Origin of the sequence: Hydrogenophaga sp. (genome assembly GCF_030158645.1) — a bacterium.
GTDB lineage: Bacteria > Pseudomonadota > Gammaproteobacteria > Burkholderiales > Burkholderiaceae_C > Hydrogenophaga.
In genome coordinates this window covers 42,461-66,465 of sequence record NZ_JAOASO010000013.1, presented here as the reverse complement: position 1 = coordinate 66,465, position 24,005 = coordinate 42,461, and the positions used below count along the sequence as shown (strand labels likewise).

The window sequence follows — 24,005 nt, the reverse complement described above, 5'->3', positions numbered from 1 at the left end:
CGTTGGCATCCTGTACCCGCGATGTAACTTAATTACATTACGATCCCGTTTTCTCAAGTAACTTGATTAGATCCATGGTCACCTCAAGCCCCACCACCGCCACCGCCACCCCGCAGGGCCCACTCGACCTGGTGATCTTCGGCGGCGCGGGCGACCTCTCGGTGCGCAAGCTGCTGCCCGCGCTCTACATGGCGCACCTGCACCACAACCTGCCCGAGGCCACGCGCATCCTGGCGCTGGGCCGCCAACCCTGGGACCGCCACACATTCACCGCCTTCATCGACGACAAGGTGCGTGGCTTCATCGATGCCGAAGCGCTCGAAGAAGCCGCCTGGGCCGCCTTCAAAGACCGACTCACCTATGTGTGCCTCGACGCCACGCAGCCGGCCGATTTCGAAGCCCTGGGCGCCGCGCTGCAACACGGCTCCGACCGCGTGTACTACCTGGCCACCGCGCCCACGCTGTTCACCGGCATCTGCGCCCACCTGGCCAGCGCCAAGCTGATCGACGCCCGCTCGCGCGTGGTGCTGGAAAAACCGCTCGGCCACGACCTCGCCTCGGCACGCCAGATCAATGAAGACGTGGGCCGGCACTTCAGCGAAGCGCAGACCTTCCGGATCGACCACTACCTGGGCAAAGAGACGGTGCAGAACATGATGGTGCTGCGCTTCGGCAACACCATCTTCGAGCCGCTCTGGCGCAGCCCGTACATCAAGAGCGTGCAGATCACCGTGGCCGAATCGGTGGGCGTGGGCAGCCGCGCCGGTTTCTACGACGGCACCGGCGCGCTGCGCGACATGCTGCAGAACCACTTGCTGCAGCTGTTGTGCATCGTGGCCATGGAGCCACCGGTCTCGCTCGACCCGGACGCGGTGCGCGACGAAAAGCTCAAGGTGCTGCGCTCGCTGCGCCCACTCAGTGTGGCCGACGTGGCCCGCGACACCGTGCGCGGCCAGTACACCGCCGGCAGCGCCAACGGCGACAAGGCCGTGGGTTATCACCAGGAAGACAACGTGCCGCCCGAGAGCGAGACCGAAACCTTCGTGGCCCTGCGCGCCCACATCAACAACTGGCGCTGGGCCAACGTGCCGATCTTCCTGCGCACCGGCAAGCGCATGGCCGAGCGCCGCTCGGAGATCGTCATCGAGTTCGCCGACCTGCCGTACACCATCTTCCCCGACGCACCGCGCCAGCCGGTCAACCGCCTCATGATCCGCCTGCAGCCAGAGGAACACGTGCAGCTGCAGATGATGGCCAAGGAGCCCGGCAGCGGCATGCGCCTGCGCCCGGTGAGCCTCAACCTGGATCTCGAGTCTGCGTTCAGCGCGAGACGCGCCGAGGCCTACGAGCGCCTGCTCATGGACGTGATCAAGGGTCGCCTCACCCACTTCATGCGCCGCGACGAATTGGAGGCCGCGTGGACCTGGGTCGAGCCCATCCTCGACGGCTGGAGGAACCTCAACGAAAAACCCAAGGCGTACACCGCCGGCAGCTGGGGCCCCGCGGCTTCGTCGGCCCTGATGGCGCGCGAGGGCTCGGCCTGGGTGGAGGAGTCATGAAAGAACACGTCTGCAATTCGGCCGCCGAGCTGGCCTGGCAACTCGCCGACACCATCGCGCAGAGCCTGCACCTGGCCATCAACCTGCGTGGCCACGCGGTGCTGGCGGTCTCGGGTGGCAAGTCGCCGATTGCCCTGTTTGAAGCGCTGCGCGTGCTGCCGCTGGAGTGGCAACGCGTGACGGTGCTGCTGGTGGACGAGCGCTGCGTGCCCCACGACCACGCCGACAGCAACACCGCCCTGGTGCGCCAGCACCTGCTGAAAGATGAGGCTGCAGCGGCCACCTTCGTGCCCTTTTTCGACACCTTGCCCGGCACGCTGGACGACAACGCCCTGAACCAGCTGGCCGAAGCCGCCAACCGCCGCCTGGCCACCCAGCCCTGGCCCATGGACATGGCGGTGCTCGGCATGGGCGACGACGGCCACACCGCATCGCTGTTCCCCGGCGCCCCCGGTCTGCGCCAGGCCCTGCACAGCAGCGGTCCGGTGGCCTGGGTGCGCCCGACCCCCGCGTCCAAGGCGCCGCATGCCCGCCTCACCCTCACCCTGCCCGCCCTGCTGGCCACGCGCGAACTCGCGCTGTCCCTCAGCGGCGCCAGCAAGCTGGCCGTGTTCCAGCAAGCCCGCCTCGGCGCCGACGAAGCCCTGCCGGTGTCCCTCGTCCTCAACCAGCACCAGACACCCGTGAGCGTGTGGCTGGCCTGAACGGAGCCCTCCCCATGACGACCCCCCTTCACCCAACGCTGCAACGCGTCACCGAACGCATCACCGACCGCAGCGCCACCACCCGCGCGGCCTACCTCGCCTCGATGGCCGCGCAACGCAAGACCGGCACCCAGCGCGCAGGCATGGGCTGCGCCAACATGGCCCACACCACGGCCGCGCTGCCGGCGGCCGACAAGCTCAAGATCCACGCCGAGCGCGCGCCGCACATCGGCATCGTCACGGCCTACAACGACATGCTCTCGGCCCACCAGCCGTACGAGACCTACCCGCAGCAGATCCGCGGCATCGCCCACGGCCTGGGCGTCACCGTGCAGGTGGCTGGCGGCGTGCCCGCCATGTGCGACGGCGTCACCCAAGGCGCCGCCGGCATGGAGCTCTCGCTGTTCTCGCGCGACGTGATCGCGCTCTCCACCGCGGTGGCGCTCTCGCACAACGTGTTCGACGCCGCGCTCATGCTCGGCATCTGCGACAAGATCGTGCCCGGCCTCTTCATGGGCGCGCTGCAGTTCGGCCACCTCAGCACCGTGTTCGTGCCCGCCGGCCCCATGACCACGGGCCTCTCGAACGACGCCAAGGCCAAGGTGCGCCAGCAGTACGCGCAGGGCCTGGTGGGGCGCGAGGCCCTGCTCGAATCGGAAGCGCAGGCCTACCACAGCCCCGGCACCTGCACCTTTTACGGCACCGCCAACAGCAACCAGATGCTGATGGAGATCATGGGCCTGCACCTGCCCGGCGCGTCCTTCGTGAACCCCGGCACGCCGCTGCGCGACGCCCTCACCGCCGAAGCCGTGAAGCGATCGGTGCTCAACACCGGGCGCACCGGCGCGCCCGCCATCTGCATGGCCGACATCGTGACCGAGAAAACCCTGGTCAACGGCATCATCGGTCTGCTCGCCACCGGGGGCTCGACCAACCACACGCTGCACCTGGTGGCCATGGCGCGCGCCGCCGGCGTGCTGATCGACTGGGACGATTTCGCCGAGCTTTCGCACGACATCCCGCTGCTGGCGCGCGTGTACCCGAACGGCAGCGCCGACGTGAACCACTTCCACGCGGCCGGGGGCATGGGCTACCTCATGAAGGAACTGCTCGCGGCCGGCCTGCTGCACCACGATGTGGTCACCGTGGTGGGCCACGGCCTGCAGGCCTACACGCAGGAACCCTGGCTCGACGGCGACCAACTGGCCTGGCGCCCGGTGCCCGCGCAGAGCGGCGACACCTCGGTGGTGCGCCCGGTGGCCGAGCCCTTCAGCGCCGACGGCGGCCTGCGCCTGCTGCAGGGCAACCTGGGCCGCAGCGTGGTGAAGGTCTCGGCCGTGAAGCCCGAGCACCGCGTGGTGCGCGCGCAGGCCGTGGTGGTGAGCGACCAGCAGGACCTGCTGGCGCTGTTCAACGCGGGCGAGCTGGAGCGCGACTTCATCGCCGTGGTGCGCTACCAGGGCCCGCGCGCCAACGGCATGCCCGAGCTGCACAAGCTCACGCCGCCGCTGGCCGTGTTGCAGGACAAGGGCTTCAAGGTGGCCCTGGTCACCGACGGCCGCATGTCGGGCGCTTCGGGCAAGGTGCCCGCAGCCATCCACCTCAGCCCCGAGGCGCTGGCCAACGGGCCGATTGCGCGCGTGCGCGACGGCGACTGGATCACGCTGGACTGCGAACGCGGCGTGCTCGAACTCGAGGTGGACGCCGCCACCTTCAACGCGCGCGAACTGCACCACCCCGACCTCAGCGCCAACCAGCACGGCACCGGCCGCGAACTGTTCGGCCTGTTCCGCCAGCACGCCAGCGTGGCCGAGCTGGGGGCCTCGCCGCTGTTTGCCTGAACCACAAGGAACCCCATGACCACCTGTTTCACCCGCCCCGCCTTCACCTCCCGCGTGGTGCCCGTGATCGTGCTCAACGATGCGGCGCATGCCGTGCCACTCGCCCATGCCCTGCTCGAAGGCGGCATCGACGTGATGGAGATCACCCTGCGCTCCGGCGTTGCCTTGCAGGCCATGGAAGCGGTGGCCAAAGCCGTGCCGCACATGCACCTGGGCGCAGGCACCGTCACGCGCGCGGTCGAGGTGCAGCAGGTGATCGACGCCGGCGCCAGCTTCGCCCTGTCGCCCGGCTGCACCGACGAACTCGTGCGCGCCGTGCACGCAGCGAATCTGCCCTTCATCCCCGGCGTGATGACACCCGGCGAGGTGATGCGCGCGCGCGACCACGGCTTCACCCTCATGAAACTCTTCCCCGCCTCGCAGGCGGGCGGTATCGGCATGCTCAAGGCGCTCGGCGCACCGCTGCCCGACGTGCGCTTTTGCCCCACCGGCGGCGTGAGCGTGGACAATCTGCGCGATTTTTTGAAACTGCCCAACGTGGCCATGGCCGGCGGTTCCTGGCTCACGCCGGCCGACCTGCTGCGCAATGGCGACTGGGCCGGCATCACGAAGCTGGCGCGCGAGGCCACAGCATTGGCCACCCAGCATTGAAAGGGAACAACAACGCATGAAACTGCCCACCACCCTGCCCGCCTGGCAACAGCTGCAAGCGCTCGCCGCCAGCCCCACACCCCACCTGCGCGAGCTGCTCACCGACACGCACCGCGAACACCGCATGACGGTGAGCGCCGCCGGCATCACGCTGGACACCAGCCGCCAGCGTTTGACACCCGCCATCCAGCAAGCGCTGATCGCCCTGGCCGAACAATCCGATGTCGCCGCCCAGCGCGACGCGATGTTTCGCGGCGACGCCATCAACGCCACCGAAGGCCGCCCGGTGCTGCACGTGGCGTTGCGCGGCGACCCGCTGCACGCCGGGCCCTGGGGCAACGCCGTGCAGGCCGATGTGCAGCGCGAGCTGGCGCGGGTGTGCGACTTCGCTCAGGCGCTCAACGCAGGCGCAGTGCTCGGTCACTCGGGCGAGGCCATCACCGACGTGGTGAACATCGGCATCGGCGGCTCCGACCTCGGCCCGCGCATGGCCATCGAGGCGCTGGCCCACCTGGCGGCCCCTGCCGTGCCCGGCGTGCGGGTTCACTGTGTCTCCAACCCCGACGCCTGGGCGCTCTGGAGCGTGCTGCGCGGGCTCGATGCCCGACGCACCCTGCTCGTTGTCTCGAGCAAAACCTTCACCACGCAGGAAACGCTGACCAACGCCGCCAGCGCACAACGCTGGTTGACCGACCACGGCTGTCCGCCCGAGCAGCTGTCCAAGCACCTGGTGGCCATCACCGCCAGCCCGGCGCAGGCCGCGAAACTGGGCTACCCACCCGAGCGCACCTTTCTGTTCTGGGACTGGGTCGGAGGTCGGTACTCGGTGTGGTCGGCGCTGGGCCTGCCGCTGGCGATTGCCATCGGCGCGGAGAATTTCCGCGCCTTCCTGGCCGGCGCGCGCGCCATGGACGAGCATTTCTGCACCGCCCTGCCCGCGCAGAACCTGCCCATGCAGCTCGCGCTGGCGGGCATCTGGAACCGCAACTTTCTGCAGCTGCCCACCCAGCTCATCGTGCCCTACGCCTCGCGGCTGGTGCGCTTCACCCCCTTCGTGCAACAGATGGACATGGAGTCCAACGGCAAGCGCACCCACAGCGACGGCACGCCCGCCACGGTGGACACCGGCCCCATCGTCTGGGGAGGCCTGGGCATCGACGGGCAGCACGCCTACTTCCAGCTCATCCACCAGGGTCAGCACACCGTGCCGGTGGACTTCATCGGTGTGCTGAACGAAGACACACCGCTGCCCATGGCCGCCACGCACCACGGCGTGGTCAACCTCAACCTGCGCGCGCAGGCCCAGGCCATGGCCTGCGGCCGCTCACAGCACGACACGCAGGCCGCGCTGATGCGGGATGGCATGAGCGAGGCCGACGCGGCCGCCATGGCGCCGCACCGCACGTTTGCAGGCAACATTCCCAACAACGTGCTGTGGCTCGACCGGCTGGACCCCATGCGCCTGGGTGCGCTGATCGCGTTGTACGAACACAAGGTCTTCACCCAGGCTGCCATCTGGCGCATCAACGCCTACGACCAGTGGGGCGTGGAGCTGGGCAAGACGATGGCGAAGGCGATGGAAACCAGGAATTGAGTTGCGTTGCGCCCGCTTCCTTTCAGAAGGCGAGCGGCATGCGGTGAAGTTTCGCCTCGCTTCGCTTCTGGCCAACGCCGTCCCACTGCCGGTCCCCGTGAAGCGCTGAGACGGCAGCGGTCGGCTGCCCATCCCGATCCATCCAAGAGGAGACACCATGCCCGCCTACATCTACGGCAACGTTGAAATCACAGACCCCGCCCTCTACGAGGCATACCGCCGCGACGTGCCCGCCCTCATCGCCGCACACGGCGGGCGTTACCTGGTGCGCGGTGGCGCGGTCACGGTGCTCGAAGGCAGCGGCGTGCCGCACCGGCAGGTGATCCTGGAGTTCCCCGACATGGCGCATCTGCAGGCCTTCTACACATCGCCCGAGTACCAGCGCCTGGTCGAGATCCGCCAGCGCGCGTCCACCGGCACACTGTTCGCCATCGAAGGTCATTGAGCGGGCTGCGGGTCTGTGCCCATCACGCTGTACCAATCCACCTTGCGGGTGACCACCATGATGGTCGCGAGCACGCCGAAGAGCAGCAGCGATCCCATCATCAAGGCGTTGTCTTCCGACACCAGAATGCCGTAGAGCACACCGTACAGCGCCACCAGCAGCGCGCTCATGCCCAGTGCGGGCCGCCAGCCGCGCAGCACATGGCGCAGGTAGTGTGTGAGCAGGCCGATGCAAGCCGCGCTGGCCAACAAGTAGGCCCAGGCGAAATCCAGGTGTTCGGAGAGCGAAAGCAACAACAGGAAAAACAGCACCAGCGCCGCACCGATCATGAGGTACTGCATGGGATGGATGCGCCAGCGTTTGACCATCTCCAGCACGAAGAACGCGGAGAAGGTGAGCACGATGAACATCAGCGCGTACTTGGTGGCGCGCTCGGTCAGGCGGTACACGTCCACCGGGTTGTCCAGCGACACCGAGAAGCTGTCGGGTGCGGAGCGCAATTCACCCTGGTGAGCAAACACCTGCTGCGCCTGGGTGGACAGCGACGGCACGCTCCAGCTGGCTTCAAAGCCCCGTTCGCTCACCTGGCGCGTGCGCGGCAGGAAGTCGCCGCCGAAGCTGGGATGCGGCCAGCTCGATGTGAGGTTCACGGTGTTTTCGTCGGCCAGCGGCACCCAGCCGATGCGCCCCGTGCCGGCGAGTTCGACCCCGAGGGTGATGTCGAACGCGGCGCCGGGCACGAGCAGTGCGGCGTCGACCGGAGCTGCCAGCGGCAGCGGCAGCTTCAGTGCCGCAGGGGATGGCGCCATGGCCACGGCCTGGCCCGCCACCGTGAGCTGTGGTGCGCTGAGCAGGCCGCGCAGATCGCTCACGCCCAACACCACGCGCGGCTGCCCGAGGGTGATCTCACCGTTCTTCTCCAGCGGCTCCACGGCGCTCCACACAAAGCGGCCGGTGCTCCGGTGGTTGCTGGTGAAGACCGTGACCGGAAAGATGCCGCGCCAGCGCGTCTGCGTCTCCAGCTGGCTGCGTGTGTCCAGGCGCGTGGGGAAACGCAGGGCCACGTGGGACTGGGTGACGCGCTCTTCGCGCGTTTCGCCGCGCCCACCCTCCACCGGCACGGTGCGCGTGAAGGTCTCGGTGTAAGGCACATGGAGAACCGGGCCGGTGATGGTTTGCGGACCGGCGTGGGCACGCGCGACCTCGCTGGCGGCTTCATCGCGGTAGGCGCTGCGTTCCTGGATGGTGTTGAACACCATCAACAAAGGCATCGACAGCAGCAGCATCAGCGACAAGATGACGAGCAGCTTGCTCAGCAGGGGGTGTTTGTTCAAGAGTGGCTCCGTGGTTGCAACGGTGCCAGTCTCTCCAGCGGGTGCGCAGTGGATGTGCAGTGCCGCGGTGGTTTGTGCAGTGGGCGTGAAAAGGCTCAGCGCGGCAGGCGCCAGATGGCCCGGCAACCGGGCGGGTGGTCCACGTTGGCCACCTCAATCTCGCCGTGATGCAGGTGGCTCACCTCTTTCACGAGACACAAGCCCAGGCCCGAACTCTTCTCTTGCCCCTCGCCGCGCGGCAGCGAGTAGAAGCGCTCGAAGATGTGCGCCAGCGCGTAGCCGGGCACGCCCGGGCCCTGGTCGCGCACCGACCACACCAACGCGTCGCCGTCCTGGGCCAGCTGAAGCCACAGCTCGCCCTGCGCGGGTGAAAAGTCGATCGCGTTGTCCAGCAGGTTCTGCAGCGCCTGGCCCAGCAGAAAAGGATCGCCGCGCACCGTCTGACCTGCGCCCAGCTCGTCACGCACACGCAACCCCTTCAGGCGCAGGCGGGGCTCGGCGCGCTGCAGCAGGTCGCGCGTCAGGTCGCTCAGGTCCACCCGCTCCTGCTTGTTCAATGCGCGCATCTGCTCGACATCGGCCAGCCGAAGCAACTTGTCGACGAGCTGGCGCAGGCGCTCGGTCTGGCGCTGGATGTTGCCGGCGAAGCGCTGGCGGTCCGGCTCGGGCAGGTCTTCTTCGAGCAGCTCGGCCGCACCCCGGATGGCGGCCAGCGGGCTCTTGAGTTCGTGGGTGAGCGTGTGCACGTAGGTCTCCACATAGGCCTTGTCCTCGAGCCTGATGCGCATGCGCTCCACGGCCTGGGCCAGGTCGTTGAACTCGGTGTTGCCGCTCAGGCGCCCGAAGCGCGGCAACGCCAAGCGCTCACCGCTGGCCACGGCGTTGGCGTAGCCGCGCAGGCGCGACAGCGAGCTGGCCATCCACCAGCTCAGCAGCACGCCGATCAGCAGCGACAAACCCAGCAGCCCCCAGGACCAGCGCAGGATGCGTTGCTGGCTGCGCTCGATGTAGGGCTCCAGGCTGCGATTGGGCCGCGAGACAGTGAGCGCGCCGATGATGCGCTCGCCATCGCGGATGGGCGCGGCCACGTGCATCACCGTGCTGTTGGGGTCGTTCGGATCGGCCAGGCTGGAGCGCGCCCCGTACTCGCCGCGCAGGGTGCGCAGCACGTCGTTCCAGCGCGAGAAATCCTGCCCCACCGCCTCTTGGCGCGTGTCGAAACGCACCATGCCCTGCGCGTCGGTGATGGTGATGCGGTAGTCGACGTTGTTCTTTTCAAAGCCCCAGATGCTCGCCCCCGGTTGCGCACCCGGGTAGGCCTGCAAGGCCTGCGCAAAGCCGCCGGTGGCGATGGTGCCGGCCTTCATGTCGGCGGCGGCGAGCTGAGCGAAGGCGTGGGCCGCGTCGATCAGGCTGTCTTCCATGGCCAGGCGCGTGCCGGGCTTGACCTCCTGCAGGAACACATTGAGCACCACCACCACCGCCACGCCCAGCACCAGAAAAAAGCCCAGCAGCAGCCGCAGACCGATGCGCATGGTTCAGTCCGCCACGCGGATCGAATAGCCCATGTTGCGGTGGGTCTGGATCAGTTCGCCCTGCACACCCCGCGCGCGCAGCTTGGCACGCAGCAACTTCACGTGGGCGTCCACCGTTCGGTCCGAGGTGTCCAGCGCGTCGCCCCACACCAGGTCCATCAATTCCACGCGCGAGAAGATGCGCTCGGGCCGGCGCAACAGCGTGGCCAGCAACTGGAATTCGTAGCGTGTGAGCGCGAGCCAATCGTCGCCGCAGCGGATGCGCTGCGCGGCCTCGTCGAGTTGCAAAAGCGGACCCGGCGTCGATGCTGTGGGTGCCGCCGCCTGGGGCAACGGCGCGCTGCGCCGCAGGATCGCGCGCACCCGGGCACACACCTCGCGCGGCGAAAAAGGCTTCACCACGTAGTCGTCGGCACCGAGTTCGAGGCCCAGCACGCGGTCGATCTCTTCGTGGCGTGCGGTCAGGAACACGATGGGCGTCTCGCTGGTCTTGCGGATGGCGCGGCACACATCGAAGCCACTGCCGTCGGGCACACCCACGTCCAGGATGGCGAGGTCGGGAGGTTGCTCGCGAAACGCATCAAGTGCCTCACTGGCCAGGCGCAGGTGTCGCACGTCAAAACCTTCACTCCGAAGCGCATACAGCAACGTGTCTGCGATGGCTTGTTCGTCTTCGAGCAGCAGGATGCGCTTTCGCATGGGCGGTTTCGGCGGGTGGATTTTGAGCGGCGGCTCATCTTAACGGTGGCCCTGGACACAGCTGGTTACCACCCTCACGCACAGGCTGCACATGCAGCGCACACCGATCCGGGACAATCTCCCCCCATGCCCAAGCCTTACCTTCGCCGTGCGGTGATCACCCTGGCCGTGATGCCCGCCGCCTTCTTCGCACCCGCCCTGCAGGCCTCAACCTTCGACCTGCCCCCGCTGGACAGCATCGTCAAGTACCAGCCCAAGTTGCCGCTGCAGGTGTTCACCGCCGACGGTGTGGAGATCGCGCAGTTCGGCACCGAGCGGCGCGAGTACCTGCCGCTGTCGCGCACGCCCAAGCTGCTGCAGGACGCCGTGCTGTCGGTGGAGGACGCCCGTTTTCGTGAGCACAACGGTGTTGACCCCCGGGGCATGGCCAGGGCGCTGGTGGCCGCCGTGACCGGTGGGCGCAAGCAAGGCGCGTCCACCATCACGCAGCAGCTGGTGCGCACCATGCTGCTCACGCGCGAGTTTTCCGCCGAGCGAAAAGCCAAGGAAATCTGGCTCGCCCTGAAACTGGAAGACGAGCTCTCCAAGGACCGCATCCTGGAGATTTACCTCAACGAGATCTTCCTGGGCCAGCGCGCCTACGGCTTTGCCGCCGCGTCACAAACCTATTTCGGGAAACCACTGGACAAACTCTCGCTGGCCGAGACCGCGATGCTGGCCGGTCTGCCGCAAAACCCTTACTACGCCAACCCGGTGGCCAACTTCGAGCGCGCCACACAGCGCCAGCGCGTGGTGCTGGAGCGCATGCGCGCGACCGACGCGATCACCGATGCGCAACTGGCCGCCGCGCGCGCCGAGAAGCTCACGATCCGCACGCCCGGCTTGCGCAGCGTGCACGCCGCCCACGTGGCCGAGATGGCGCGCCGCGCGGTGGTGGAGCGCTTCGGCACCGAGGCTTATTCGAACGGCTTGCGCGTCACCACGTCTTTGCGCGCGGCCGACCAGCGAGCGGCCCACGCAGCGGTGCAGCGTGGCGTGCTGGCCTTCGACCGGCGCGGTGCGTGGCGCGGACCGGAAGACATGGAGGCCCTGCCCTCGGGCGACGGCGCCGAAGTCGAACGCGCGGCCGCCGAAGCTTTGAAAGACCACCGTGACGACGAAACCCTGCGCGTGGGCATCGTGCTGTCCGCCAGCCCCAAGGCCATGCAGGTGCAGCTGTCCAGTGGCGAGCGCATCACCCTGCAGGGCGAAGGCCTGCGCTGGGCGCAGAAGGGCCTGGACCCCAAGGCCAAGGCGCCGTTGAAAGTCGCGCGCGGCGCCATCGTGCGGGTGGTGAGCGCGGGCAAGCTCAAGGGCCAGCCGGCCTGGGCCATTTCGCAATGGCCAGAAGCCGAGGCTGCGCTGGTGGCCATGGACAGCCACACCGGCCGCGTGCGTGCGCTGGTGGGTGGATTCGACTTCACCCAGCAGCCCTTCAACCACGTCACCCAGGGCTGGCGCCAGCCGGGATCGGCGCTCAAGCCGCTGCTGTATTCGGCCGCGCTCGAAGCGCGTGTGATGCCGGGCACCCTGGTCGACGACCTGCCTTTCACCGCGTCCAATGGCTGGAGCCCCACCAACAGCAACGGGCAGTACGCTGGCCCCATCACGCTGCGCCAGGCACTGGCCCAGTCCAGCAACATCGCCAGCGTGCGCGTGCTGCAGCACACCGGCACCCAGGTCGCACGCGACTGGACCGCCCGCTTCGGCCTGGACCCCGCGCGCCAGCCCAACGACCTCACCCTCGCCCTGGGCACGGGCAGTGTCACGCCGCTGCAGATGGCGCAGGCTTACGCCACGGTGGCCAACGGCGGCTGGAAGGTGGCGCCGGTGGTGGTGGAGAAGATCACCGATGCCCAAGGCAAGGTGCTGTTTGAAGCGCCCCCGCCCGAAGCGCTGACCGAGACCAACCGTTCGATCCCAGCGCGCAATGCCTTTGTGATGTCCAGCCTGCTCAACGAGGTGACGCGCAGCGGCACCGCCGCGCGCGCGCAGGCCATGCTCAAGCGGCCCGACGTCTACGGCAAGACCGGCACCACCAACGACGCGGTCGACGCCTGGTTTGCCGGTTACCAGCCCAGCCTGGCCACCGCCGTGTGGGTGGGCTACGACAAGCCGCGCAGCCTGGGCGGCGGTGAATCGGGCGGGCGCATCGCCCTGCCGATCTGGATCGACTACATGGGCGCTGCGCTCAAAAGCACGCCGGTGGCGCAGCCGCCCGCTGCGCCCGAAGGGCTGGCGCGCCAGGGAGAAGACTGGATCTACGCCGAATGGCAAGGCAGCGGCTCGGTGGCGCAGATTTCGGACCAGGGTGGCGTTCAGTACGCGCAGACGCCGGGTGCGGCGATTGGCGATGCCTTGAGCAGCTTCGGCGCCTGGTTGCGAGGCGACAACAGGCCCTGACCCAGGGCCTGCGTTGGGTGCTGATCTCGCTCCAGGCCCGCACGCTCACCAGCAGGCTCCACCCCAGGGCGATCAGCGCAAGCCGCGGCGGTACTTGTCGGCTTTCTGCGCTTCCAGAGCCGCTCGCTCGGCGTCCACCGAGGAACTCTCCTCCGTTTCTGTCGTGATCGGTTCGGACTGCAAAGGTGTGTCCACCGGAGCCGAGGGGCCTCCGCGTGGTCCGGAGAGCATCCGCTGCATGTAGAGCGCCAGTTCACGCAGGCGCTCGTTGTTGCTGCTCAGGGCCAGTTCGAGCACGGTTTGTGCGTATGCCGGATCGCTGAGCATGTTTTCCACTCGGATGCTGTGGCCAAACTCTCGCCGCATGGGCACCACCAGCTTGATCGCCTGGTGGACGAATGCACTCTGGTCGAAGGACATCACGGCCTCCTGGCTGTCGCATGCAGGCAGTCCACGTGCGGCATCACGTGGCGCTCTCGCCATGTTGAGCGAGGTCGAGCCCGACCATCTCCTGCTTCTCGGTCACCCGCAAGCCGATCAGCAGCTGTATGAATTTCAGCAACACGAAGCTGGTCACAAAGGCGTAGAGCATGACCGCCAAGCCACCCACCAGGTTGACCGCGAACGAACCCGATCCACCACCGACACCCGGCAGGGCAAACACAGGGGTCAGCAGGGTGCCCACCAAGCCGCCGATCCCGTGCAACGCGAACACATCCAACGAATCGTCAATGCCCGTGACCGTTTTCAAGCCGGTGACGGCAAAGAAACAGACCACGCTGCCCGCAGCGCCGATCGCCAGCGCACCACCCACGCCGGTGTAACCGGAAGCCGGCGTGATGGCGATGAGTCCGGCAATGGCGCCTGTGGCCATGCCCAGCACGCTCATCTGCTGACGGCGAAGCATTTCGCACACGCCCCAAACCAGCGCACCGGTACCCGCCGCCAGCTGCGTGCACAGCAGCGCGCCGGCAGCGCGGTTGCTGGCTTCGAAGGCAGAACCCGCATTGAATCCAAACCACCCTGCCCAGAGCAAGCCGGCGCCCAGAACGGTGAATGCGAGGTTGTGAGGAACCATGGGTTCGCGCCCAAATCCACGGCGTGGTCCGGCCGCCAGTGCAGCGGCCAAGCCGGTGGCGCCCGCCACGACATGAACCACAGTCCCCCCTGCGAAATCCAGGTGCCCCAAACCGGCGAGCCAACCTTCGGGATGCCACACCCAGTGAGCCACCGGGGCGTAGACCAGCACCAGCCACAACGCAGCAAACACCAGCGTCGCGCCGATCCGCATGCGCTCGGCGGTGGCGCCCAACACCAGGGCAAAAGCGATGATGGCAAAGGCCATCTGAAACAGAAAGAACACGGCTTCGGGAATGTGAGGCGCCAACACGTGTCCCGCGCCCTGGTTGCCGATCAGGCCAGCGGCCCACGCATTGCCGAACCCGCCCAACCAGGCTGAGCCCGACGCGAAAGCCAGCGAGTAGCCGATGACGGCCCAGAAAAACGTGATGACCCCGATCGCGCCAATGGTCTGAGCCATGATGGAAAGCGCATTGCGCTTGCGGAGCATGCCGCTGTAGAACAGCATGATGCCGGGCATGGTCATCAGAAACACGAGCACGGTGGACACCAGCATCCACGCGGTATCGGCACCGTTGATGCCGGTCGCAGGGGCCGGTGCCGGCACACCGGCAGCCGCGAACAATGGAAACATGAGGAGCGCTGTGAGCGCGCGGCGCAATGAAACAACGAACATGCGATTCACCTTGAAGGAAATAGAACCATGAACAACCCCCGGGCCGCAAAGTTGGCAGCCGGAATCGGTGACGCATCTTGTTTCAATTGTGGTTACTAGGTATGCATATTCCGATTGAAAGGTTATGAAATCCCGACGAAATAACTTTTTAGTATTCTTTTAGTGATGACTTGATGGGAGCAACCAGACTGGCAAAGACGCTTCCCCAGACACGACGGACCCTCTCCTGCCCTTCAAGTGACAGGCAAAAAAAAGCCGGCCTCAAGGCCGGCTGCGAAGCGATGGAGGGAGGGTCAGGGAGCGCAGATGCGCGCCTTGGCTTCCGCGTATTCGCGCTTGAAACGCGCCACCAGATCGGCCGCCGGCACCACTTCTCGGATCGCGCCGATGCCCTGGCCGCAGCCCCAGATGTCTTTCCAGGCCTTGGCAGCGTTGGCGCCCTCGCTGGTGCCGAAGTTCATCTTGCTCGGGTCGCTTTGCGGGAGGTTGTCCGGGTCCATGCCGGCATTCTGGATGCTGCCCTTGAGGTAGTTGCCGTGGATACCGGTGTAGAAGTTGCTGTAAACGATGTCGTCCGAGTTCGACTTCGTGATCATTTCCTTGTAGCCGTCCACTGCGCGCGCTTCGTCGGTGGCGATGAAGGCCGAGCCGATGTAGGCGAAGTCGGCGCCCATGGCTTGCGCCGCCAGGATGGCGCCGCCCGAGGAGATGGAACCCGACAGCGCCACCGGGCCGCCAAACCACTCGCGAATCTCCTGGATCATCGCGAACGGGCTCTTCACGCTGGCGTGGCCGCCGGCACCCGCCGCCACCGGGATCAGGCCGTCAGCACCCTTCTCGATCGCCTTGTGAGCAAACACGTTGTTGATCACGTCGTGCAGCACCACGCCGCCCCAGCTGTGCACACCCTGGTTCACGTCCTCGCGCGCGCCCAGGCTGGTGATGATGATCGGCACCTTGTACTTGGCGCACAGCTGCATGTCGTGCTCCAGCCGGTCGTTGCTCTTGTGCACGATCTGGTTGATGGCGAACGGCGCGGCCTTGTTGTCCGGGTGGGCTGCGTCGTGCGCGGCCAGGGCTTCGGTGATCTCGGCCAGCCACTCATCGAGCTGCGAGGCCGGGCGTGCGTTGAGCGCGGGCATGGAGCCCACCACGCCGGCCTTGCACTGGGCAATGACGAGCTTGGGGTTGCTGATGATGAACAGCGGCGAGCCGATCACCGGGAACTTGATGTTCTTGAGAACCGGGGGCAGGCTGCGGGCGGGTGCGGTCATGAAGTCTCCGTTGTGGTTGTGGTGGCGGATCAGAACGATTCGATGGCCAGCGACGTCACGGCCTCGGCACCTTCGACGATCGCATCGCGCGTGCCCGGGGCGCGGCTGAGGATGTGGTCGGCGTAGAAACGCGCGGTGGTGATCTTGGCCTGCATGAAGGCCACATCCTGTCCCTGGGCCGACAGGTCCTCGGCCACCATCAGCGAACGGGCGAGCTGCCAGCCAGCCATGAGGTTGCCGGCCAGCATCAGGTAGGGCACGCTGCCGGCAAACGCCGCGTTGGGGTTGCTGCGCGTGTTGGCGGCGATGAACTCGACCACGTCCACAAACGCCTCGCGCGCGGCCTTCAGGCGCTTGTGCACCGCCTTGGCGTTGGCGCTGTCGCGCTGGGCCAGCTCCGCCTCGGTCTTCTCGATCTGCGCCGCAATGGCCTTGGCACCGGTGCCGCCGTCGCGCGCGGTCTTGCGACCCACCAGGTCGTTGGCCTGGATCGCGGTGGTGCCTTCGTAGATGGTGAGGATCTTGGCGTCGCGGTAGTACTGCGCCGCGCCGGTTTCTTCAATGAAGCCCATGCCGCCGTGCACCTGCACACCCAGGCTGGTGACCTCCAGGCTCATCTCGGTGCTGTAGCCCTTGACCAGCGGCACCAGGAATTCGTAGAAGGCGGCGTTCTGCTTGCGCGTGTCGGCGTCCGTGTGGTGGTGAGCCGCGTCGTACGCGGCCGCGGCCACGGCAGCCATCGCACGGCAGCCCTCAGTCACCGATCGCATCGTCATGAGCATGCGCTTCACATCGGGGTGGTGGATGATGGGCGCAGCCGCAGAGAGCGTGCCGTCCACCGGGCGGCTCTGCACTCGGTCTTTCGCGTACACCACGGCCTTTTGGTACGCGCGCTCGGCGATCGCGATGCCCTGCACACCGACAGCGTAGCGCGCGGCATTCATCATGATGAACATGTACTCCAGACCGCGGTTTTCCTGGCCCACGAGGTAGCCCACGGCGCCGCCGTTGTCACCGTACTGCAGCACGGCGGTGGGGCTGGCCTTGATGCCCATCTTGTGTTCGATGCTCACGCAGTGCACGTCGTTGCGCGCACCCAGCGAGCCGTCCTTGCCGACCATGAACTTGGGCACCACGAACAGGCTGATGCCCTTCACGCCTTCGGGCGCGCCGGTCACGCGGGCCAGCACGAGGTGCACGATGTTCTCGGCCATGTCGTGCTCACCGTAGGTGATGTAGATCTTGGTACCGAACACCTTGTAGGTGCCGTCGGGTTGTGGCTCGGCTCGGCTGCGCACGGCGGCCAGGTCGGAGCCGGCCTGCGGCTCGGTGAGGTTCATGGTGCCGGTCCACTGGCCGCTCACCAGCTTTTCCAGGTAGGTGGCCTTGAGCTCGTCGCTGCCGGCGGTGAGGAGCGCTTCGATCGCACCATCGGTGAGCAGAGGGCAGAGCGCGAAGCTCATGTTGGCGCTGTTGAGGATCTCGCCACACGCGGCACCGATGGTCTTGGGCAGACCCTGACCACCGAAATCCGCCGGATGCTGCAGGCCTTGCCAGCCGCCTTCGGCGTATTGCTTGAAGGCTTCCTTGAATCCCGGCGTGGTGGTGACCTGGCCGTCCTTGAAGAACGAGGGGTTCTTGTCGCCCTCCCAGTTCAGCGGCGCGATCACGCCTTCGTTGAGCTTGGCACACTCCTCGAGCACCGCTTGGGCAGTTTCGAGTCCGGCATCTTCGAAGCCGGGCATCTGCGCCACCTGGTCGATACGCGCCAGGTGCTCGATGTCGAACAGCATGTCTTTGAGGGGTGCGGTGTAACTCACGGTCGTGTCTCCAGGAATGTCAGGGGTGCAGATACGAAAAGGGCATCGCGAACGATGCCCTTGCATTTTTCAGAGGGGTCAGAGTGCTTTGATCAATTCGGGCACGGCTTCGAACAGATCGGCCTCCAGGCCATAGTCGGCCACCGAAAAGATCGGTGCTTCAGGATCCTTGTTGATCGCCACGATGACCTTGCTGTCCTTCATGCCGGCCAGGTGCTGGATGGCACCGGAGATGCCGGCGGCGATGTAGAGCTGCGGTGCGACGATCTTGCCGGTCTGGCCCACCTGCCAGTCGTTGGGCGCGTAGCCCGCGTCCACCGCGGCGCGGCTGGCGCCCAGTGCGGCACCCAGCTTGTCGGCCAGCGGCGTCATCACGTCGTTGAACTTCTCGGCGCTGCCCAGCGCCCGACCACCGGAGACGATGATCTTGGCGGCGGTGAGTTCGGGGCGGTCGCTCTTGGCGATCTCGCTGCCCATGAACTTGCTCTTGCCGTCGTCGGCTGCTGCTGCTGCCGTTTCCACCGCGGCGCTGCCACCGGTGGCCGCTGCGGGGTCGAATCCCGTGGTGCGCACGGTGATCACGTGCGTGGCGTCCAGGCCCTGCACGGTGGCAATGGCGTTGCCGGCGTAGATCGGGCGCTCGAAGGTGTCGGCTGCAATCACCTTGGTGATGTCGGAGATCTGACCCACATCCAGCGCAGCGGCCACGCGCGGCGCCACGTTCTTGCCGCTGGCGGTGGCGGTGGCGGGGAACAGGATGTGGCTGTAGTTCGCGGCAATGGTCAGCACCTGCGCGGCCACGTTCTCGGCCAGGCCGTGTTCGAAGCGGGGGGCGTCGGCGTGGATCACCTTGCTCACGCCGGCGATCTGTGCGGCGGCGTCGGCGGCAGCGCCAGCGTTGTGCCCGGCGATGAGCACGTGCACGTCCCCTCCACATTGAGCGGCAGCGGCGACGGTGTTCAAGGTCGCGCCCTTGATGGAGGCGTGGTTGTGTTCGGCAATAACGAGTGCGGTCAATTGTCGGTTCCTCAGATCACTTTGGCTTCGTTCTTCAGCTTGTCCACCAGGGCGGCCACATCGGCCACCTTGACGCCCGCGCCGCGCTTGGGCGGCTCGCTGACCTTGAGCGTCTTGATGCGCGGCGTCACGTCCACACCGAGGTCTTCGGGCTTGAGGATGTCCAGCGTCTTCTTCTTGGCCTTCATGATGTTGGGCAGCGTCACATAACGCGGCTCGTTCAGGCGCAGGTCGGTGGTGATGACAGCCGGGATGGAGAGGGACACCGTTTCCAGGCCGCCGTCCACTTCGCGGGTCACATTCACTTTGTCACCGGCCACTTCCACCTTGCTGGCGAAGGTGCCTTGGGGCAGGTCGGCCAAAGCGGCCAGCATCTGGCCGGTCTGGTTGGCGTCGTCGTCAATCGCCTGTTTGCCCAGGATGATCAGGCCGGGTTGTTCTTTGTCGACCAGGGCTTTCAAGAGCTTGGCCACGGCCAGGGGCTGCAGCTCTTCGGTGGTTTCGACCAGGATGGCGCGGTCGGCGCCGATGGCCATGGCGGTGCGCAGGGTTTCCTGGCACTGCGTGACACCGCAGGAGACGGCGATCACCTCGGTGACCACGCCCTTCTCTTTCAATCTCACGGCCTCTTCCACCGCGATCTCGTCAAACGGGTTCATGCTCATCTTGACGTTGGCGATGTCCACGCCCGTGCCGTCGCTCTTGACGCGCACCTTGACGTTGTAATCCACCACGCGTTTGACGGGGACGATGACCTTCATGTTGGGTTGCTCCTGCTGTTGTGGAAAGGGACGTGCGAATTGACGTGCACGTCAACTGGCGGATTGTATGCCCCGCCCCTTTGCCGAGGGGGCCGGGGTGGGGAACGAGTCGGGATCTCGAAAAACGAACGATCGTGCTTTTTGGTGATTATAGGAGAACGATCCGAACCCACAAAGCCCTTATTTGTGGGCCCCCTCGCCAAGGTGTTTGCGCATTCACCGACCGAAGGGTCGGCGAACTCGGGTAAGCCATGAGACGGCGCACGATGGAACTGGCCTACATTGGCTGCGCTGATTTGTTTATGTTGAGCAACCATCTTCCTGCAAGCACATTGCACCCGTCCACAGGAGTTTCCGAATGAAGTCACGTTCCCTCGTTGCATTCGCCTTGTCATCCACCCTGCTTGCCAGCGGCTGGGTTTCGGCGCAAACGGTGTTCACCGTTTCCAGCTGGCTGCCGCCCAGCCACACGCTGAGCACATCGCAGAAGGCGTGGTGCGACATGCTGGAGAAGGAAAGCACCGGCCGCATGAAGTGCAACATCCTGCCCAAAGGGGTGGTAGCCGCCCCCGGCACCTTTGACGCGGTGCGCGACGGCCTGGCCGACATTTCGTACACGGTGGACGGCTACACCCCGGGTCGATTCATCAACACGCAGGTCGCCGAGTTCCCTTTTCTGGGCAACAACGCGGTGGCCACTTCAGTGGCTTACCAGCGGGTTTACAGCAAATATTTCGCCCCCCTGGGCGAGCACCGCGGCGTGAAGGTGCTGGCGGTCTTCACGCACGGCCCGGGCGTGATCTTCAACAGCAAGAAGCCGGTGAGTTCGGCCGCCGAAGCAGCGAGCCTGAAGTTCCGCATCGGCGGCGGCAACATCAACGAACTCTCCAAAGCCATGGGCTGGAACACCACGCTCAAGGCGGCGCCCGAGTCGTTCGAATTGCTGTCCACCGGTGTGATGGACGGCACATTCTTCCCGGACGAATCGATCGCCTCGTTCAAGCTCAGCATGATCAAGCACGCCACCGCCTTTCCTGGTGGCTTGTACAACACCAGCTTCGTCTTCATGATGAACCCGGCCAAGTACAACGCCCTCTCGGCGCAAGACAAGGCCGTGGTCGACAAGCTGTCGGGCGAGCCGGCCGCACGCCTGTTCGGCGAGGGCTGGGACAAGGTGGACGCGGCCAGCCGCGAGCTGCAAAAGACCCAGGGGGTGACCCGCATCACAGCAGACAAGGCTTTCGTGAAGGCGGTGATGGACAAGCAGGACTACCTGGAAACCAAATGGGCGGCCAGCGCGCAGGTCAAGGGCCTGAAGAACCCCAAAGAGGTGCTTGCAGAGTTCCGCGCAGAAATCGCCAAGGTGAAATAAAACCCGGGGCCACCTCGATGGCCCTGCCAGGCCGGCTGAGCGGAGCGCCCAGCCGGCCTTGTCACATCAAGACTCATCATGCTCAAGACGATCGAACGCACGCTGCGGTGGTCCACCGGACTCATGGCCGCCGTGGCCTTGTTCACCATCATGTGGCTCACCCTGGTGGACGTGACCGGGCGGCGCTTCTTTGACCACTCGGTGCCCGGCGGCCTGGAGATCACCGAGATCCTCATGGTCATCGTGATCTTCGGCGCCCTGCCCATGGTCTCCTGGCGCAACGAACACGTGGTGTTCGATTCGCTCGACACGTTCTTGCCCGACTGGGTTCGCGGCATCCAGGCCCGCCTGGTCAACCTGATCTGCGCGGGCGGCTTCGGTTTTCTCGCCTACCTCATGAGCACCCGCGCCGACCGTTTCGCCGAGTACGGTGACACCACCGTTTACCTTCAGGTCTCCATCGCCCCGGTGGCCTGGATGATGGCGCTGTTTCTGGCCATCACGGCCGCAGTGCACCTGCTGTTCGTGTTTGTCGTGGTGCCGGTGCCCTCGCCCCACCACCCGCCGCCGGCCGATCTGGAAGGAGCCTCCTCATGACCGAGGCCGCCCTGGGTTTTCTGGCCGTCTTTGCGATGGCCTTCCTGCGCATTCCGCTGGCGCTGGCCATGGCCATCGCAGGCCTGGCGGGACTGGGTCTCATGCGTGGCTGGCAGCCCGCATTTGCCAGCACCAGCCAGGTGATCTTCGAGACCGGCTTCGCCTACGTGCTGTCGGTGATCCCGCTGTTCATCCTCATGGGCAACCTCGTGGCGCGTGCCGGCATGGCGCGCGAGCTCTACACCGCTGCGAATGCTTTCGTCGGGCACCGCAAGGGTGGGCTGGCCATGGCCAGCATCATCGCCTCAGGCGGTTTCGGCTCGATCTGCGGCTCGTCGATCGCCACCGCCGCCACGATGACGCGCGTGGCCTACCCAGAGATGAAGCGCCACGGCTACAAGGACACACTGGCCACCGGCGCCATCGCGTCGGGCGGCACGCTGGGCATCCTGATCCCGCCTTCGACCATTCTGGTGATCTACGGGATCATCACCGAGACCGACATCGGCAAGTTGTTCATCGCGGGCATCCTCCCCGGTCTGGTGGCCATCATCTGCCTGTGCCTGGCGGTGGTCTACATCACCTGGCGCGACCCGCTCGCCGGCCCACCGGCCGAGCGTTTCAACTGGGCGCAGCGCCTGGCCGCCGTGCGCGGCATCTGGGGCGTGGGGTTGCTGTTCGCGCTGGTGATCGGCGGCATCTACGGCGGTGTGTTCACCGCCACCGAGGGCGCGGGCGTGGGCGCGGCGGGTGCGTTCTTCTTTGCCTTGTTGCGCGGCGCGCTCACCCCGCGCATCCTGCTCGACATTTTGGTCGAGAGCACCCGCACCACGGCCATGCTGTTCACCATCCTGATCGGCGCGATGGTCTTCACCAGCTTCATCAACTTCACCAGCATGCCGGGCGACCTGCGCGACTTCCTCCTGCAGTTCAGCCCGCACCCCCTCATGGTGGTGGTGGTCATGATGACGATCTACATCGCCCTGGGACTGGTGATGGAAGAGCTGTCGATGGTGCTGCTGACCATCCCGGTGTTTTTCCCGGTCATCACCGGGCTGGGCTTTGACCCGGTGTGGTTCGGCATCCTGATCGTGACCATCGTGGAGATCGGCATGATCTCGCCGCCGGTGGGCATGAACCTCTTCGTCATGAATTCCCTGCTGCCACTGGTGAAGCTCAAACACATCTTCCAGGGCGTCTGGCCGTTCGTCATGGCCGACATCGTGCGCCTGGGGATCCTGATCGCCTTCCCCGCCATCTCGCTGTGGCTACCGGGCTTCATGAACCGCTGAACCCCGAGGCTCGGCAGCGGGGGGCTGAATGTGCAGCACGCGCTGCGGATACGGGATCTGGATCTGGTTTTCGCGCAGCGCCTGCAGCACCTTGCGGTTGATCAGGGAGCGGATGTTGAGCGTGCCGTTCTCCGGATCGGCGATCCAGTAGCCCAGCGTGAATTCCAGGCCATCGGGCCCAAAGTTGGACAAGGCGACCGACGGGCCCGGCTCCTTGAGAACGCGGTCCTGGGTCAAGGCGGCGTCTCTCAGCAGCTCCATCACCTGGTCCACATCGCTCTCGTAACCCACCGACACCACCGTGGATTGCCACAGGCGGTCGTCGGCCAGCGACAGGTTTTCCACCCGGTTGATGATGAGCAGTTCGTTGGGCACAATGGACTCGCGCCCGGTGGTGGAGCGGATCACGGTGTAACGCGCGTTGATGTCGGTGATGATGCCTTCGAAGTTGTCGACCCGCACGTTGTCGCCGATGCGCATGCTGCGCTCGGCCAGGATCACGAAGCCGCTCACGTAGTTGGACGCGAGCTTCTGCAAACCGAAGCCAATACCGACACCGATGGCCCCGCCCAGCACCGACAGCGCAGTGAGATCGATGCCCACGGCCGAAAGCGCAATGATGAGACCGAAGAACATGAGCAACGCACGCGTGGCATTGCTCACCGCCTTGCGCAGCGAGAGGTCACCGCCCACCGCCTTGCGCAGCAGGCGCGTCTCGATGGCAGACGACACCCACAGCGACAGGATCAGCACCGCACCCGCCGTGAGGATGCCCTCGATCATGGTGCGCAAGCTCAGGGTGGAGGTGCCGATCTTCCAGGTGATCTGGTCCATTTCGGCCAGCACCACCGGCAGCAGCCCGCTCACCCACAGCACCATGGCCAGCCAAGCTACCCAAGAGATGGTGCGCTCCAGCACCCGCACCCAAGGCGCGGTGGCAAACGCCACCTGCAGCACCTTCACACCCACCCGGATCACCACCAGCGAGACCAGCACCGGAATGGCCACCTTGAAAGCGGCCAACGGCAGGCGCTCCATCAGCAAGGCGCGGGCCACATAGGTCAGCGTGAGCAGCAGCAGCGGGAACATCACGCCGTCGATGAGGTTGCGGCCAAACAGCACCGAGGCTTTGTCTTCCTGCATGCCCAGCGCCCGGCGCATCAGCCAGGTGACGCCCAGCGCCAACGCAATGCACACCACGAGCGCGCCGAGCTCGGTCAACACGGTGGGCTGGGTGAAGGCCGAGAGCCAAAGACCAAAATCGTCGATGGGTTTCGGGGCGGCTGAAGAAGTGGTTGCCATGGGGGAAAAA

Annotated in this window: 20 protein-coding genes; 10 read left to right on the top strand and 10 right to left on the bottom strand. The window is 66.2% G+C overall.

The genetic code is table 11. The annotated features are described in order from the left end of the window. Window positions 1-74: 74 nt before the first annotated feature. From zwf to Q1W68_RS00945, 6 genes are all read left to right on the top strand, one after another. Window positions 75-1,559: a glucose-6-phosphate dehydrogenase gene (gene zwf / locus Q1W68_RS00970; RefSeq protein ID WP_300715441.1), complete on the top strand. Its 1,485-nt coding sequence runs from the start codon at window positions 75-77 to the stop codon at window positions 1,557-1,559. Beyond that, window positions 1,556-2,263: a 6-phosphogluconolactonase gene (gene pgl, locus Q1W68_RS00965; protein ID WP_300715440.1), complete on the top strand. Its 708-nt coding sequence runs from the start codon at window positions 1,556-1,558 to the stop codon at window positions 2,261-2,263. Before zwf ends, pgl begins: the two co-directional genes overlap by 4 nt. A 14-nt stretch (window positions 2,264-2,277) precedes the next feature. Continuing rightward, window positions 2,278-4,104 (top strand): phosphogluconate dehydratase, encoded by a 1,827-nt coding sequence (gene edd / locus Q1W68_RS00960; RefSeq protein WP_300715439.1) that lies wholly within the window; start codon window positions 2,278-2,280, stop codon window positions 4,102-4,104. A 15-nt stretch (window positions 4,105-4,119) separates the two neighbouring features. Beyond that, window positions 4,120-4,755 (top strand): bifunctional 4-hydroxy-2-oxoglutarate aldolase/2-dehydro-3-deoxy-phosphogluconate aldolase, encoded by a 636-nt coding sequence (eda, locus tag Q1W68_RS00955; RefSeq protein ID WP_300715438.1) that lies wholly within the window; start codon window positions 4,120-4,122, stop codon window positions 4,753-4,755. A 16-nt stretch (window positions 4,756-4,771) separates the two neighbouring features. Continuing rightward, window positions 4,772-6,349, top strand: coding sequence for a glucose-6-phosphate isomerase (pgi, locus tag Q1W68_RS00950; protein WP_300715437.1), 1,578 nt, complete (start codon window positions 4,772-4,774; stop codon window positions 6,347-6,349). 157 nt (window positions 6,350-6,506) lie between these two features. Next, window positions 6,507-6,794 (top strand): DUF1330 domain-containing protein, encoded by a 288-nt coding sequence (locus Q1W68_RS00945; protein ID WP_300647991.1) that lies wholly within the window; start codon window positions 6,507-6,509, stop codon window positions 6,792-6,794. Here Q1W68_RS00945 and creD read toward each other — a convergent pair. The 3 genes from creD to creB all read right to left on the bottom strand — a co-directional run bounded on the left by creD (window position 6,788) and on the right by creB (window position 10,362). Beyond that, window positions 6,788-8,128, bottom strand: coding sequence for a cell envelope integrity protein CreD (gene creD / locus Q1W68_RS00940; protein ID WP_300647988.1), 1,341 nt, complete (start codon window positions 8,126-8,128; stop codon window positions 6,788-6,790). The two genes, Q1W68_RS00945 and creD, sit on opposite strands and share 7 nt — an antisense overlap. A gap of 95 nt (window positions 8,129-8,223) precedes the next feature. Next, window positions 8,224-9,663, bottom strand: a complete 1,440-nt coding sequence (creC, locus tag Q1W68_RS00935) for a two-component system sensor histidine kinase CreC (RefSeq protein WP_300647985.1) — start codon at window positions 9,661-9,663, stop codon at window positions 8,224-8,226. Window positions 9,664-9,666: 3 nt separating this feature from the next. After that, on the bottom strand, window positions 9,667-10,362 hold the full coding sequence (gene creB, locus Q1W68_RS00930) for a two-component system response regulator CreB (protein ID WP_300647982.1): 696 nt from the start codon (window positions 10,360-10,362) through the stop codon (window positions 9,667-9,669). 126 nt (window positions 10,363-10,488) lie between these two features. Between creB and Q1W68_RS00925 the strand changes: the two genes are divergently transcribed. Further along, window positions 10,489-12,804: a PBP1A family penicillin-binding protein gene (locus Q1W68_RS00925; protein WP_300647980.1), complete on the top strand. Its 2,316-nt coding sequence runs from the start codon at window positions 10,489-10,491 to the stop codon at window positions 12,802-12,804. Between the two features lie 72 nt (window positions 12,805-12,876). On the opposite strand, the gene Q1W68_RS00920 is transcribed toward Q1W68_RS00925, so the two are convergent. The 6 genes from Q1W68_RS00920 to Q1W68_RS00895 all read right to left on the bottom strand — a co-directional run bounded on the left by Q1W68_RS00920 (window position 12,877) and on the right by Q1W68_RS00895 (window position 19,432). Next, window positions 12,877-13,224 (bottom strand): hypothetical protein, encoded by a 348-nt coding sequence (locus tag Q1W68_RS00920; RefSeq protein WP_300647978.1) that lies wholly within the window; start codon window positions 13,222-13,224, stop codon window positions 12,877-12,879. A gap of 43 nt (window positions 13,225-13,267) precedes the next feature. Continuing rightward, window positions 13,268-14,560 (bottom strand): ammonium transporter, encoded by a 1,293-nt coding sequence (locus Q1W68_RS00915; RefSeq protein ID WP_300647977.1) that lies wholly within the window; start codon window positions 14,558-14,560, stop codon window positions 13,268-13,270. Window positions 14,561-14,853: 293 nt separating this feature from the next. Beyond that, window positions 14,854-15,834, bottom strand: coding sequence for a nitronate monooxygenase family protein (locus tag Q1W68_RS00910; protein ID WP_300647976.1), 981 nt, complete (start codon window positions 15,832-15,834; stop codon window positions 14,854-14,856). 29 nt (window positions 15,835-15,863) lie between these two features. Beyond that, on the bottom strand, window positions 15,864-17,654 hold the full coding sequence (locus tag Q1W68_RS00905) for an acyl-CoA dehydrogenase (RefSeq protein ID WP_300647974.1): 1,791 nt from the start codon (window positions 17,652-17,654) through the stop codon (window positions 15,864-15,866). Window positions 17,655-17,732: 78 nt separating this feature from the next. Then, a complete protein-coding gene (locus Q1W68_RS00900; protein ID WP_300715436.1) occupies window positions 17,733-18,671 on the bottom strand; it encodes an FAD-binding protein in 939 nt (312 codons plus the stop codon). An 11-nt stretch (window positions 18,672-18,682) separates the two neighbouring features. Beyond that, window positions 18,683-19,432 (bottom strand): electron transfer flavoprotein subunit beta/FixA family protein, encoded by a 750-nt coding sequence (locus Q1W68_RS00895; protein ID WP_300715435.1) that lies wholly within the window; start codon window positions 19,430-19,432, stop codon window positions 18,683-18,685. 358 nt (window positions 19,433-19,790) lie between these two features. On the opposite strand from Q1W68_RS00895, the gene Q1W68_RS00890 reads away from it, so the two are divergent. The 3 genes from Q1W68_RS00890 (at window position 19,791) to Q1W68_RS00880 (ending at window position 22,693) form a co-directional block, all read left to right on the top strand. Further along, window positions 19,791-20,804: a TRAP transporter substrate-binding protein gene (locus Q1W68_RS00890; protein ID WP_300647967.1), complete on the top strand. Its 1,014-nt coding sequence runs from the start codon at window positions 19,791-19,793 to the stop codon at window positions 20,802-20,804. 78 nt (window positions 20,805-20,882) lie between these two features. Then, complete coding sequence (locus Q1W68_RS00885; RefSeq protein ID WP_300647964.1) at window positions 20,883-21,401, top strand: TRAP transporter small permease; 519 nt, start codon at window positions 20,883-20,885, stop codon at window positions 21,399-21,401. After that, a complete protein-coding gene (locus Q1W68_RS00880; RefSeq protein WP_300647961.1) occupies window positions 21,398-22,693 on the top strand; it encodes a TRAP transporter large permease in 1,296 nt (431 codons plus the stop codon). Before Q1W68_RS00885 ends, Q1W68_RS00880 begins: the two co-directional genes overlap by 4 nt. Here the strand turns inward: Q1W68_RS00880 and Q1W68_RS00875 are convergent. Beyond that, the gene (locus tag Q1W68_RS00875) at window positions 22,670-23,995 is read right to left on the bottom strand and encodes a mechanosensitive ion channel domain-containing protein (RefSeq protein WP_300715434.1); all 1,326 of its coding nucleotides are present in this window, start codon (window positions 23,993-23,995) and stop codon (window positions 22,670-22,672) included. The two genes, Q1W68_RS00880 and Q1W68_RS00875, sit on opposite strands and share 24 nt — an antisense overlap. Window positions 23,996-24,005: the final 10 nt, after the last annotated feature.

Excerpts from the sequence above, each read along its gene's own strand:
- creB (WP_300647982.1), bottom strand. The coding sequence starts at position 10,362 with ATGCGAAAGCGCATCCTGCTGCTCGAAGACGAACAAGCCATCGCAGAC.
- pgl (WP_300715440.1), top strand. The coding sequence starts at position 1,556 with ATGAAAGAACACGTCTGCAATTCGGCCGCCGAGCTGGCCTGGCAACTC.
- Q1W68_RS00885 (WP_300647964.1), top strand. The coding sequence starts at position 20,883 with ATGCTCAAGACGATCGAACGCACGCTGCGGTGGTCCACCGGACTCATG.
- pgi (WP_300715437.1), top strand. The coding sequence starts at position 4,772 with ATGAAACTGCCCACCACCCTGCCCGCCTGGCAACAGCTGCAAGCGCTC.
- Q1W68_RS00925 (WP_300647980.1), top strand. The coding sequence starts at position 10,489 with ATGCCCAAGCCTTACCTTCGCCGTGCGGTGATCACCCTGGCCGTGATG.
- Q1W68_RS00910 (WP_300647976.1), bottom strand. The coding sequence starts at position 15,834 with ATGACCGCACCCGCCCGCAGCCTGCCCCCGGTTCTCAAGAACATCAAG.
- Q1W68_RS00945 (WP_300647991.1), top strand. The coding sequence starts at position 6,507 with ATGCCCGCCTACATCTACGGCAACGTTGAAATCACAGACCCCGCCCTC.
- edd (WP_300715439.1), top strand. The coding sequence starts at position 2,278 with ATGACGACCCCCCTTCACCCAACGCTGCAACGCGTCACCGAACGCATC.
- Q1W68_RS00880 (WP_300647961.1), top strand. The coding sequence starts at position 21,398 with ATGACCGAGGCCGCCCTGGGTTTTCTGGCCGTCTTTGCGATGGCCTTC.
- zwf (WP_300715441.1), top strand. The coding sequence starts at position 75 with ATGGTCACCTCAAGCCCCACCACCGCCACCGCCACCCCGCAGGGCCCA.
- Q1W68_RS00895 (WP_300715435.1), bottom strand. The coding sequence starts at position 19,432 with ATGAAGGTCATCGTCCCCGTCAAACGCGTGGTGGATTACAACGTCAAG.
- eda (WP_300715438.1), top strand. The coding sequence starts at position 4,120 with ATGACCACCTGTTTCACCCGCCCCGCCTTCACCTCCCGCGTGGTGCCC.
- Q1W68_RS00890 (WP_300647967.1), top strand. The coding sequence starts at position 19,791 with ATGAAGTCACGTTCCCTCGTTGCATTCGCCTTGTCATCCACCCTGCTT.
- Q1W68_RS00915 (WP_300647977.1), bottom strand. The coding sequence starts at position 14,560 with ATGTTCGTTGTTTCATTGCGCCGCGCGCTCACAGCGCTCCTCATGTTT.
- creC (WP_300647985.1), bottom strand. The coding sequence starts at position 9,663 with ATGCGCATCGGTCTGCGGCTGCTGCTGGGCTTTTTTCTGGTGCTGGGC.
- Q1W68_RS00920 (WP_300647978.1), bottom strand. The coding sequence starts at position 13,224 with ATGTCCTTCGACCAGAGTGCATTCGTCCACCAGGCGATCAAGCTGGTG.
- Q1W68_RS00875 (WP_300715434.1), bottom strand. The coding sequence starts at position 23,995 with ATGGCAACCACTTCTTCAGCCGCCCCGAAACCCATCGACGATTTTGGT.